Source organism: Arthrobacter sp. A2-55 (genome assembly GCF_025548615.1).
Classification (GTDB): Bacteria; Actinomycetota; Actinomycetes; order Actinomycetales; family Micrococcaceae; genus Specibacter; species Specibacter silviterrae.
Window position 1 is genome coordinate 25,763 of record NZ_JAJLOZ010000043.1, and the last position, 12,150, is coordinate 37,912.

A 12,150-nucleotide genomic window follows, 5' to 3' on the forward strand; every position below is an offset into this window, starting at 1 on the left:
GGCGCCACCCCCGCTGTGGAGGAAACGGCGGTTCATGAAAGAATCGGGACATGTCTGAGACCGCACCTGCCACCACCCGCATCCCTTCCGGCCGCCTGTCCCTGGCCGCTTCCTCCGAGCACGTTGCCTTGGGGCCCCTTGACGGCCGATACTCGGGCGCCGTGGCGCCGCTGGTCGACTACCTTTCCGAAGCGGCGCTCAACCGCGACCGCGTGGGCGTGGAAGTTGAGTGGTTCATTCACCTCAGCGACAATGCCGTGTTGCCCGGCACGGGACCGTTGACGGCGGAGCAACAGGCCGGGCTGCGCAAAATTGTCACCGAGTTTGACACCTCATCGGTGAAGGAACTGGCAGACCTTGAAAAAGTCACTGTCCATGACGTCAAGGCCGTGGAGTACTTCATTGGCAAGCGCCTGGCCGCCCTCGGCCTGGAGCGCCTGAAGCCGCTGGTCCACTTCGGCTGCACCAGCGAAGACATCAACAACCTCTCCTACGCCGTGGGCGTCAAGGGTGCCGTGGAGGACGTCTGGCTGCCCGCAGCCCGTACCTTGGTCGCCAAGATCGCGGAGATGGCCGAGGAAAACCGCGCCGTCCCGATGTTGTCCCGCACGCACGGCCAGCCCGCCACGCCCACCACGCTGGGCAAGGAACTGGCAGTCACGGCACACCGCCTGACCCGCCAGCTGGACCGCATCGCCAAAACTGAATACCTGGGCAAGATCAACGGGGCCACCGGCACCTACGCCGCGCATTATGCGTCCGTGCCGGAAGCCAACTGGCAGGACGTGGCCCGGAACTTCGTCGAGGGCCTGGGCCTGACCTGGAACCCCCTGACCACCCAGATCGAGTCCCACGACTGGCAGGCCGAGCTCTACGCCGATGTGGCGCGCTTCAACCGGATCCTGCACAACCTGTGCACGGATGTGTGGAGCTACATCTCCATCGGCTACTTCGCGCAGATCCCGGTGCCCGGCGCCACCGGCTCCTCCACCATGCCGCACAAGGTGAACCCGATCCGCTTTGAAAATGCCGAGGCGAACCTGGAGATCTCCAACGCCCTGCTCGACACCTTGGGCGCCACGCTCGTCACCAGCCGCTGGCAGCGGGACCTCACCGACTCCTCGAGCCAGCGCAACATCGGCGTCGCCTTCGGCCACTCGCTGCTTGCCATCAGCAACGTCCTTGGCGGCTTGGGCCGGCTCGACACTGCGGAAGCCGTGCTGGCCAACGACCTTGACCACAATTGGGAGGTGCTCGCCGAGGCCGTCCAGATGGTGATGCGCGCGGAGGCCATCGCCGGGGTCCCCGGCATGGAGGACCCTTATGAGCGACTCAAGGACCTCACCCGCGGCCACCGCGTGGACGCCGCCCGCATGCAGGAGTTCGTTTCCGGCCTGGGCCTGTCCGACGGCGCCCAGGAACGCCTGCTGGCACTCACGCCGGGCAAGTACATCGGCATTGCCGAATCTCTGGTGGACCACCTGGCGAAGTAGCCACTCCCTCCCCGAACGGGCACTTAACGGGTGTGTTGCGGCCCAACATCCCCGTTAAGTGCCGGTTCGGGAAACGTGGATTCAATAATTTAGGCTGCTGCGAGCGCTAACGGACCAGCAGGCCAAGATACACCTGGTACGCGGCCAGTATGGAAACAAAGAGGCCGGCCAGCATCGCAAACGCCCACCCGATCCGTCGCCGGTAGGCGCTCCGGACGGCACGGCGCAGCGTTTCGAAGCGGGCCATCAACGCCACTGGGTCGCCGTCATCCGGAGAATCACGGTGCCAAAGGCCGGGACGGCAAGCCGCCGCCGCAATCCCTTGTGCCTCCCCGGCTGAAAGGAGCCGGGGCCCCCGGCTGAACCATCGCAGCAAGCTGCGGCTGGAGAGCACTTCCACCCCATCAGGTTTTTCCTTCACATTTAGCTCGGCTGGGTCAACCACCACTATGAGAGGCGTCACTGCCACGGGCTGTCCGATTGCCTGGCTGAGGAGCTTGGCTGCCCGCTTTGCCTCAAACACGGAATCGCGGATGTGGGGCTGCCTGGCGCCGCTGACCATGAGTGTCCGGCCCGCAACCCAAACCTTTTTCCCGGAGTGGTTCTTTGTGTTCACCGTGAAGACACCGGTCGGGCCAATAACTATGTGGTCGATGTCCGACGTTCCCGCGCCCACCGGAACAGCATGCAGCACCGTGTATTCCGGACCCAATCCGGCCAGGACGCGCGCCACTTCGAGCTCGCCCAGGGCGCCCCGGTACCAGGATTTCGTTTCCCGGGACAGCGGGTCGACCCCAAAAAGGCGCCGCATGAAACCGCGGGGCGGAACAAGCGACTGCCCATCCAACAGTTCGGCGATGACTGACTGTGCGGGCATCCTGTCCCGCAGGTCTCCTGGCCCTGGCCGGCCGCTGCCTGATTCGCCTTCGACGCTGGGTGCCAATTGATTTCCCCTGCCCGGCGGGAAAAATGCCCGACTGCAGTGTCATGGCTTGGTCCGCCTGGTTCCATGACCCTACGGCACCCGGAGCGGGACGGCCAGCGCCTCCCGTTGCGTCAATACCGGCCGTCCCACAGGGCATTGAACCTCTCGCGCTCCACGTCCCGGCGCCACCGCCACAATTTGCACGGCTGGGTGGAACCGTGCCGGACTTCCAAGCAGTTCGGCGCAGCATAGGGTAGGCCGCAATCCGGGCAGCAGTCCGGTTCCCAGACGGCCGCATTGAACGTCACGCCGCGCTGAAGAAGGTGGCAGTCACCGTACACCCCCATCCCCAGGAGCCGCCGGTGTAGTTGCGTGGCCCTCGGTGCGTTGAACTTCTGATAGATGGCTGTCATTTCAAAGCCGGACTGCTTCAACAAGGACATGCCCCGCATGAGAAAGCAGATCAGGCACTCGTTGGGGTGGGGAACCATGAAGGTGCCGGTCAATTCCCTGAACACCTGCGCCACTTCATTATCTGTTCCACCTGGCCCAACAGCGCCCGGCCCGTAGTTGTCTTCCATGGACTTTTCATTTCGACAATTCCACCCTCCCAACCCGGGGAGCATGGCAAAAGGGACCCATCCAAAATTGTGGGAAAGGTGCCAGCCAGCCCCGCCAGTGGAGGACTCAATGCCTGTCTTCACCGGTTTCAACGGTAAATTCAGCTCATGAGCAACGGCGATATTACGTTTCACACCCGCAAATGGGTCCGTCCCGAGGACCTCAACGCCAATGGCACCCTTTTTGGCGGGAGCCTGCTCCGCTGGATTGACGAGGAAGCGGCAATCTATGCGATCGTCCAGCTGGGCAACGGCCTGGCCGTGACGAAGTACATGTCGGAGATCAACTTTGTCTCCTCTGCCGTGCAGGGCGACCTCATCGAGATGGGCCTCACGGCCACCCATTTTGGCCGGACCTCACTGACCATGCGCGCCGAAGTGCGCAACATGTTTACCCGCGAGTCCATCCTGACCATCGAAAAGATCGTCTTCGTGAACCTCGGGGCGGATGGCAAGCCCGCCCCGCACGGCTATGACACCATCACGTACGATCGTGACAGGGTGCCCACCAAGCACCTGGAGCAGTTCCATCCCCAAGACTGAAGCCGCCCGGCCGGTTAGTGGTAACTTCCCCTCCGGAAGGCCCCCCTGCCGTCCCACAGTGCACAGGGGCTGACGGAGCCTGTGCCGACTCCGTGGCACGGTGGCTTGTCCTCCGGCTCCGACATCCCAAAGCCGTCGAAGTCGTCCCCATAGTCCTGAACGTTCCAGAGGGGCTCGTTGGCGCTGACAACATTCATGATGATTTCGCAGTCACAAAATCCTCCGCAGGCTTCCAGCTTTCGCAGTGTCCCCCGCGACCGGGGCGCCCGGATGTCCAAATATTGCTGGGCCCACTGGAAGCTGAAGCAGCCGTGGAGTTCCACCATTCGATACACATAACAAAATAAGCATTCATTCTCGAGGATGCGCGTCAGGTCGACGCCAAGCTCGGCAAGTTCACGCTGCACTTCGATCGGCAATTCAGATTCCATGGGTATTCCTTTCCATGGACCAATAATTGCCCGCACCATGGCCCTCCAACAGGCACCCCAGGGAAATTGTGGACAAGGGCTCCCCTGGCCCCGCCTGTGCAGGGCCGAGGGGCCCACACGTCACCTGACCCGCGCCTCCTGGAACGCAACGATCCGCTCAAAACCCTCGCGGACGGCGTCGTACCCGGCGGCAAAACTCAGCCGCACAGCCCCCCGCCCGCCCACGGAATCAAAGTCCGGGCCCGGCACCACGGCAACCCCGGCGGACTCCAGGACGGCCGAACAATAGTCGAGGGAACTGGCGAAGCCGTCCATCGCGGAACCGAGGCCGGCGTAAAGGTAGAACGCGCCGTCGGCGGGCGCCACGTCGACCCAGCCCAGCCGCCCCATGTTCGCCAGCAGGTAGTCCCGGGTGCGTGCAAACTCCGCAACGGCCCGCTCCGCCTCGGCATAAGACTGCCCGGTGAAAGCCTGGACGGCCGCCAGCTGGGCAGGAGCCGGCGGGCACAGCGCCACATTGCCGGCGAGCGCATCAACTACGTCTTTGAGGTCGTCCGGGACGATGGCCCAACCAAGCCGCCACCCCGTCATTCCCCAGTACTTAGAAAAGCTGGAGATCACCACGGATGTCCGGTCCAGCTCCCAGGCGCAGACGCCGCGGGGGTCGGGTGCACCCGGTTCCGGGTAGGTGATGCCGTGGTAGATTTCGTCGCTGATGAGCCGGGCAGAGTGGTCCGCGCACCAGGCGGCCAGTTTCGACAGCTCGGGCCGCGAGACCATGGTGCCGGTGGGGTTGGCGGGTGAGGCGAGCATGAGCCCGGCGAGCGGACCGTGTGCCCTGGCCGCGGCGTCGAGCAATTCCGGGGTGGGCTGGAACCTGGATTCAGGGCCGCAGTCCAGCTCAATGACCTCGATGCCCAGGGCCCTAAGGATGTTCTTGTAGGCGGGGTAGCCGGGGCGGGCCAGTGCCACGCGGTCGCCGGCGTTGAAGGCAGAGAGGAATGTCAGCAGGAACGAGCCGGAGGATCCCGTGGTCACGGCCACGTTGCGGGCCGGGATGTCCAGGCCGTACCAGCGCCGATAGTGCCCGGCGATGGCGTCCCGGAGCTCCGCGATGCCGAGGGCGGGCGTATACGTCAAGGGTGTGCCCGCGGCATGAACCGCCGCGGCCGCCGCAGAGACGTCCGACGGCGCTCCCCCGCCTGGTTCCCCCGCGCACAGTGAGATGACGTCCCTGCCCGCGGCCCGGAGCTCGGCCACGCGGGACAGGATGTCCATGACCTGGAACGGCGGGACCTTGGCCCGTGCGGCAACGGTCAGCGGACGGTTCATGGCAGGCTCCTGGCGTTCGACGGCGGCATGCGGCGGCCAAACGAAAGCGATGCCGCCCCCTCAAGCGTGCCACATGGACGCCACGGCGCTCCTTAGGAGAGCCCCTTGCCGATAATCGGGATTCCTGTCGTCGGGAAGGCGCTGGGGAAGATCGACGGCGAGGCCACAGGTGCCGGTTCAAGGGCCACCTTGGCGTCGTCGCCCGGGATGAGTTCGACGGTGGTGCCGCGCACGGCGACGGTGAGCGGGCCGGCGTCGTGCCCTCCGGCAAGGCTGAAGGTGATGGAGTCCTGGACCAGCACCACGGAGAGCAGCACGCCGCGGACCGTCAGCTTGAAGGACAGGCTGTCCCAGCCGGCAGGCAGGCGGGGGTCGAAGTGGAGCATGTCGGCCTGGTCGCGCATGCCGGCGAAGCCGCACACCAGCGAACTCCAGATCCCCCCTGCGGAGGCGATGTGCACCCCGTCAATCGTGTTGGCATGGGTGTTGTCCAGGTCGATGAACACGGCGTCGGTGAAGTGCTTCAGCGCGGTGTGGCCGTAGCCCACCTCGGCTGCCATGATGCCCTGCACACACGCGGACAGGGTGGAGTCGCCCGTGGTGATGGGGTCGTAGAAGTCAAAGGCGCGCTGCTTTTCCTCTGCCGTGAAGTCCTGCCACTGCAGGAACATGGCCAGCACGGTGTCCGCCTGCTTGAGGACCTGGTGGCGGTAGATGACCAGCGGGTGGAAGTGCAGCAGCAGCGGGTACTTCTCCCGCGGCGTGGCCCAGTCCCACGGCTCCAGGGTCATGAAGTCGGCGTCCTGGCTGAAAACGCCCAGGTGGGAATCGTACGGCAGGGCCATGCGCGCGGCGGCCTGCGCCCACACCTGCTGCTCGCGCTCCGTGACGTCCGGGCGGCCCTTGACGGCGGCCGCCTTGCGCAGGTTGAAGCGGGCCATGACGTTCGTGTAGAGGTTGTCATTGACCACGGCCGTGTATTCATCCGGGCCGGTCACGCCATGGATGTGGAACATGCCGTCCTTGCCGAAGAAGCCCAGCGACACCCACATGCGCGCCGTCTCAATGAGCAGGTCGTCGCCAATCTCCTGCTGGAAGGTGGGGTCCTCGGTGGCCCATTCGTAGCGGTTCGCGGCAAAGGCAATGGCGGAGGCAATGTGGAACTGTGCGGTGCCGGCCGCATAGTAGGCGCTGGCCTCCAGCCCGTTGATGGTCCGCCACGCAAAAAGGGCGCCGTCCACGCTGAGCTCGGCGGCGCGCCGCCGGGCGGTGGGCAGCATCTGGTGGCGGGATTCAAGCACCTGGCGCGCAGCCTGCGGATTGGTGTAAGTCAGGTACGGCAGGAGGTAGATTTCCTGGTCCCAGAAGTAGTGCCCCTCATAGCCGGAACCGGTGACGCCCTTGGCGGGGATGCCGGAGACGCCAGCCCGCGAGGTGGCCTGCGCCAGTTGGAACAGGTTCCAGCGGACAGCCTGCTGCAGTTCGGGCTCGCCGCCAATGACAATGTCGGCAGTGTCCCAATACTGCCGGTAGTGGGCCGTGCTGTCGGCGAAGATGTCGTCAACGCTGATGAGCGCCGCGGCTGCGGTTGCCGCCAGTTCCTCGCCGCGGTCCTCGGCAGCACTCTCCCCGGCAACGGCGTAGCTGACGCTTTTTGCCAGCCGGAACGTTTCGCCCTGCTCAATGGCCAGGACGTAGCGGACGGTGGATTCGTCCGGCGCCACCACGGTTTCAAAGGGCTGGACGTCGGAGTTGATCTGGTGTTCCACCGCCACGGCCACGCGCTGGTGTGACGCCGCCGTCTCCCACGCCAGGTTCAGGGTCCCGTCTGCGCCTTCCAGGGACAGCGGCTGCAGGATCCTGTCGGCATGCCGGCCGGGGCGGCGCGGGTCGTTGAGGGCCTGGTCGCTGGCAGGCTGGTCCTGGCGGTCGACGACGGCGGACACCACGTCCGCGTACACCTCCCGGTCCGCGGAAATCACCAGGTCAATGCCGAGCAGCCCGCGCGCCTCAAAGCCGACGGCGCGGCGCACCCTGGTCTTCACCGTTGCCCCGGAGCGGGCCGCCCAGGTGACGGCGCATTCGTAAATGCCCGTGGCAAAGTCAATGCTGCGCCGGTATTCCAGCACCGCGGATTCCGCCAGCGACAGCTGCTCGCCGTCAATGCTGACGGTGAAGTTGCTGGCGTCGGGGACGTAGACAATCCGCTGCCCCGTGCGGGCAAAGCCGTAGGCGTTCTCGGCGTGCTTGATGTCCCACGTTTCATAAAAGCCGTTGATGAAGGTGCCGGGGAGCACGCCGCTTCCGCCCAGGGTGTACGAGCCGCGGATGCCCAGGTGGCCGTTGCCGAGCGCCATAAGCGTTTCCATGGTGCCGTCGTCGTCGGGGTTGTGGGACGCCTCCACCAGCTTCCACGGATCGCAGGGGAAGCGGCGGCGGTCTGAGCTGATCAATGCCATGGGATGGTTTTCCTTCGAAAAAGCTGCGGTCAGGGTGTCGGGAGGAGCTCGGAGAGGTCGTCCACCACGAAGGTGGCGCCGGCGTCGAGCAGTGTCTGGTGGCCGGCGCCGCGGTCCACGCCGATCACGGCGCGGAAGTCACCCGAGCTGCCGGCCTGCACGCCGGAGACGGCGTCCTCCACCACGATGCAGTCGCGCGTGGGCACGCCCAGCAGTTCCGCCGCGTACGTGAACGTGGCGTGGTCCGGCTTGCCTGGCAGCCCGTGCCTGGCCGCGACCTGCCCGTCCACCACCACGGGGAAGTCGCCGTCGAGCCCGGCGGCCTTCAGCACGGCGGGCGCGTTCCGCGAGGAAGAGACGACGGCGAGCTTGAGTCCGCGGGCCAGTGCGGCTTCCACGAACCTCACCGACCCCGGGTAGGGCGCCACGCCGTCGGAGGCGATGATGGAGTTGAACACAAGGTTCTTGCGGTTGCCCAGCCCGTGGACGGTGTCGTGGGCCGGGTCGTCGTCCAGGGGCCCCTCCGGCAGGGTGATCCCGCGCGAGGCTAGGAAGTCCCGGACGCCGTCAAAGCGCGGTTTGCCGTCGATGAAGTCGAAGTAGTCGTTGCCGCTGTAGCCGCGGTGCCCCGTCTGTGCCAGATAGCCGTCAAAGAGCTGCTGCCACGCCAGTTCGTGGACCAGGGCGGTGGGGGTCAGCACGCCGTCGAGGTCAAAGAGAAGGGCAGTGGCGGTGGTCCAGTCGCGTTTGGTGTTTTCAGTCATGGTTCCGGCTCCTTCAGCGCTTGCGGCGGGTGGTCTTGCGTTCAATGAGCTTCACTCCCAGCATATGCCGGGACCCTTCAGTCGGGACGAGGGGATCCTGAAGCCTTTCACACATCAGGTTGGCGGCGAAGGCGCCCTGGTCTGCCACGGGCTGGGCCACAGTGCTCAGCCCCATGAACCAGCTCATGGGGTGGTCGTCCAGGCCCACCACGGATACGTCCCGGGGCGCAGACTTTCCGTGCTCCCGCAGCGCCATGAGCGCGCCAAACGCGGCCTCATCGCAGGCCGCGAACACCGCCGTGGGCAGCGAACGGTTGGCCAGGATTTCCGTCATGGCACGGCGCCCGCCTTCAATGGTGGAGCCGGCCGCCACCACCAGGTCGGGGTGGACAGTGAGGTCATGGGAGTCCAGGGCGCGGTGGAATCCGGCCAGCCGGTCCCGGGAGGAACACACTGACGTCCCGGACATTTCGTGGCCCGTGAGCACGGCCAGGTCCCAGTGCCCCAGGTCCAACAGGTGGCCGGTGGCTGTCCAGGCAGCCTGCTCGTCATCGATCCCCACGTTGTCCCACGGCACGTGGCTCATGCCAACGCTGACCACAGCCAGCGGGGAGGCATGGAGGGCGGCAATTTCATCGGCGTCGAGGTCCACGTTCAGCAGCAGCACGCCGTCCACCCGCTGGGACAGGGCGGTCAAGTCGCCAAAGAGCTGCTTGCGGACGCTTGGCTTGTTGCGCAGGCTGATTAGCAGGGGGTCCCACCCGCTGTCGGCAAACACTTCTTCGGCGGCCTCCACGGCCTGTGCGAAGAACCAGGAGGTGGCCGTCGGGGCAACAATGGCCACGGAGCCGGTGCTCCCGCCGGCCAGCCGTGCCGCGGCGGAGGATGCCTTGTAGCCCAGTTTCTCCGCCGCCTGCGCCACCAGCTGCTGGGATTTTTCGGAGACGTTGGGCAGATTTCTCAGGGCCCGTGAAACAGTGCAAATGGACAGCCCCGACAGCAGGGCGACGTCCTGGATGGTGGCGCGCTGGGATATCACCAATTGATGCGGACCAGACCTTTCCGAAAAGTGTTTTCCGGTGGACATGCCGCACCGTCAAGGACCACTGTAAGCGCTTATATTTTCCGCCGTCAATACGATCCGGCGGCGAATTCCGGCGCAACCCCTGTCGCGCCCACGGCATAGTCTTGACGGGTGACTGAATTTACCGAACGCAGGCCCCGCGAGCTGGTCCAGCCCATCATTTTGCTCGTGGACCGGGTGGACCCGGCGGGCCAGGATGCCGGCATTGCCGCGGCCGCCCTGGCGTCGGTCCGGGCGTACCTGCTGGGGCCTGACAACCCCGATTGGCGCGCCTGGGCGGAAGGCGCCTTCGCGAAGTCCGTGCGCCGGGCGGACGCGAAAATGTTCGCCAAGGTGCTGGCGGCCTTCCCCGACCACGCCCTGGCCGAGGTGGGCGCCGCCCGCGCCGCAGGCCTGCCCCCCATGCCGGCCGATACGATGCCAAAGCTGGTGGCCAAGCTCCAGGTTTCCGGCACCCGGCTGCCCGACGGCGAACCCCTCCCGCCCCAGCCGCTAACCATCGTGCTCAACGGCTCGCTGGACATGTCCACCGGGAAGGCCGCCGCGCAGGCCGCCCATGCCCTGTTTGCCTGGCTGCTCGACGCCGGACAGCCCGCCGTGGCTGCGTGGGCGGATGCCGGGTTCCCGGTCGGCATTGTTCATGCGGGCGCCCGGGAATTCCGCAAGGGCGCGCGCCGCGCGGCCGGGCCTGTCATCCAGGACGCCGGGCGCACCGAAATCGAACCAGGCTCCACCACCGCCTATGTGGTCACGGAGTTCGGCCGGCACTAGGGTCCGCGACAAGCCCGGCAGTGGCATTCGGATTGGACCGACCAGCTCCAGGGCGGCCCGGCGTGGACCATTGTCGGGGCCCACAGGCCGCACGGACCCGCTGAGTGTGAAGGCACGCCCGGGCAGGCCCGAACTTCGGCGAGCGGGCGGGGAGGAATGCCTCGGCCATCGTCCGCCCTGATCTGGAAAACGAATGGTTCGTAGATCTTGCGGACAATTTCACAGTCGCACGGGGAGCCGCGCACGTTCGCCGGCAGGGACAGGCCCGGGCGCCGGAGGGTGAAGCGCACCAACAGTTCGTGGCCGTGGCACCCGCCATGCAGCCGCCGGCGGATATAGCAAGCCAAGCATTCCCCGGGCACGGGATCCGCGGGCCTGGCGGCTGCGGGAAGGGCCCCGTCCATGTGCTGCGCTGTGTTCATGCCGACTCCTTGCCTGAAATTCAAGCATTGCGCCGGGAGGCGACCCACACCATGGCCCCGTACCGAAATGTGGACGACGGGGCGGCCGGCCACGCCTGTGGAGGACCCACGCCTCAAGCAAGGAACGACGCCGGAACCCGGGTTCCGGCGTCGTTCCTTGGAAACGTGGGGACAGCGGGGGCGCTACTCGGCAGCGGCGAGCTGGCCGCAGGCGCCGTCGATCTCCTTGCCGCGCGTGTCGCGCAGCGTGGTGGGGATGCCGTGCTCGATCAGCGTGTCGATGAACTCCTGCATGACGTGCGGCTCGGAGGAGGTCCAGATGGAGCCGGGGGTCGGGTTCAGCGGGATCGGGTTCACGTGGACCCAGCCGCGGCCGCGCTGGTTCAGCTTCTTCGCAAGGAGCTCGGCGCGCCAGGGGTGGTCGTTCATGTCCTTGATCAACGCGTATTCAATGGAGACGCGGCGCCCGGTGACTTTGTAGTAGTTGTAGGCGGCGTCAAGGGCGTCGTCCACCTTCCACTTGTCATTGACGGGGATCAGGTCGTCGCGGAGTTCGTCGTCGGGCGCGTGCAGGGACAGCGCAAAGGTGACGGCCACGCCTTCCTGGGCCAGCTTGTTGATGGCCGGGACCAGGCCCACGGTGGAGACCGTGATGCCGCGGGCGGACATGCCCAGGCCCTCGGGCGCCTCGGCGACCATGCGGTGCACGGCATTCATGACGCGCTTGTAGTTGGCGAGGGGCTCGCCCATGCCCATGAAGACAATGTTGGTGACGCGCTCGGCGTCGTGCCCGCCGTCGCGGCGGAGGTTGCCCAGCTCGCCCTCGGCGATGACCCGGTTGGCCTGGACAATCTGGTCCAGGATCTCCGCCGTGGACATGTTGCGGGTCAGCCCGGCCTGTCCGGTGGCGCAGAACGGGCAGTTCATGCCGCAGCCGCACTGGCTGGACACGCAGAGGGTGACGCGGCCGGGGTAGCGCATCAGCACCGACTCCACCAGCGAGCCGTCAAAGAGGCGCCACAGGAACTTGATGGTGTCGCCGTTGTCCGTGGTGAGGCGCTTGACCTCGGTCAGCAGCTTCGGGAACATGGTGTCCACAATTTCGGCGCGGCGTTCCTTGGGGAGGTCGCTCATGCGCTCGGGATCGGTGGTGAAGTGCTGGAAGTAGTGCACGGAGAGCTGCTTGGCGCGGAATGCCGGCAGGCCCAGCTCCTTGAACTTCGCCTCGCGTTCGGGCAGCGTCAGGTCCGCCAGGTGGGTTGGCGGCTGCGAAACACGCGGGGACTTGAACTGCAGCAGCGGGCGT

The 12,150-nt window shown here is 66.2% G+C and carries 11 protein-coding genes; 3 read left to right on the top strand and 8 right to left on the bottom strand.

Features of this window, described 5'->3' with window-relative positions:
- Window positions 1-50 precede the first annotated feature (50 nt).
- Window positions 51-1,493, top strand: a complete 1,443-nt coding sequence (purB, locus tag LPN03_RS12705) for an adenylosuccinate lyase (RefSeq protein ID WP_165182620.1) — start codon at window positions 51-53, stop codon at window positions 1,491-1,493.
- Window positions 1,494-1,599: 106 nt separating this feature from the next.
- Here the strand turns inward: purB and LPN03_RS12710 are convergent, their stop codons facing one another.
- Together LPN03_RS12710 and LPN03_RS12715 are read right to left on the bottom strand one after the other, a co-directional pair.
- Window positions 1,600-2,370, bottom strand: a complete 771-nt coding sequence (locus tag LPN03_RS12710; protein ID WP_165182619.1) for a nuclease-related domain-containing protein — start codon at window positions 2,368-2,370, stop codon at window positions 1,600-1,602.
- A gap of 179 nt (window positions 2,371-2,549) precedes the next feature.
- The gene (locus tag LPN03_RS12715; protein WP_165182618.1) at window positions 2,550-2,999 is read right to left on the bottom strand and encodes a hypothetical protein; all 450 of its coding nucleotides are present in this window, start codon (window positions 2,997-2,999) and stop codon (window positions 2,550-2,552) included.
- A gap of 147 nt (window positions 3,000-3,146) precedes the next feature.
- Between LPN03_RS12715 and LPN03_RS12720 the strand changes: the two genes are divergently transcribed.
- Complete coding sequence (locus tag LPN03_RS12720) at window positions 3,147-3,581, top strand: acyl-CoA thioesterase (RefSeq protein ID WP_165182617.1); 435 nt, start codon at window positions 3,147-3,149, stop codon at window positions 3,579-3,581.
- A 14-nt stretch (window positions 3,582-3,595) separates the two neighbouring features.
- On the opposite strand, the gene LPN03_RS12725 is transcribed toward LPN03_RS12720, so the two are convergent.
- The 5 genes from LPN03_RS12725 to LPN03_RS12745 form a co-directional block, all read right to left on the bottom strand.
- Window positions 3,596-4,012 (bottom strand): DUF2695 domain-containing protein, encoded by a 417-nt coding sequence (locus LPN03_RS12725; RefSeq protein ID WP_165182616.1) that lies wholly within the window; start codon window positions 4,010-4,012, stop codon window positions 3,596-3,598.
- Window positions 4,013-4,132: 120 nt separating this feature from the next.
- Window positions 4,133-5,344, bottom strand: a complete 1,212-nt coding sequence (locus LPN03_RS12730; RefSeq protein WP_262454484.1) for an aminotransferase class I/II-fold pyridoxal phosphate-dependent enzyme — start codon at window positions 5,342-5,344, stop codon at window positions 4,133-4,135.
- A gap of 92 nt (window positions 5,345-5,436) precedes the next feature.
- The gene (locus LPN03_RS12735) at window positions 5,437-7,803 is read right to left on the bottom strand and encodes a glycoside hydrolase family 65 protein (RefSeq protein WP_262454485.1); all 2,367 of its coding nucleotides are present in this window, start codon (window positions 7,801-7,803) and stop codon (window positions 5,437-5,439) included.
- A gap of 29 nt (window positions 7,804-7,832) precedes the next feature.
- Window positions 7,833-8,567 carry an HAD family hydrolase gene (locus LPN03_RS12740; RefSeq protein WP_165182613.1) on the bottom strand — a complete coding sequence of 245 codons (735 nt, stop codon included), beginning with the start codon at window positions 8,565-8,567 and terminating at the stop codon, window positions 7,833-7,835.
- A 13-nt stretch (window positions 8,568-8,580) separates the two neighbouring features.
- Window positions 8,581-9,606 (bottom strand): LacI family DNA-binding transcriptional regulator, encoded by a 1,026-nt coding sequence (locus tag LPN03_RS12745; protein ID WP_262454486.1) that lies wholly within the window; start codon window positions 9,604-9,606, stop codon window positions 8,581-8,583.
- Window positions 9,607-9,762: 156 nt separating this feature from the next.
- On the opposite strand from LPN03_RS12745, the gene LPN03_RS12750 reads away from it, so the two are divergent.
- Entirely contained in the window at window positions 9,763-10,422 is a 660-nt protein-coding gene (locus tag LPN03_RS12750) for a peptidyl-tRNA hydrolase (RefSeq protein ID WP_262454487.1), read from the top strand.
- Window positions 10,423-11,027: 605 nt separating this feature from the next.
- Here the strand turns inward: LPN03_RS12750 and rlmN are convergent.
- Window positions 11,028-12,150 (bottom strand): 23S rRNA (adenine(2503)-C(2))-methyltransferase RlmN (gene rlmN, locus LPN03_RS12755; RefSeq protein WP_262454488.1); only part of this gene is annotated, 1,123 nt, incomplete at its 5' end.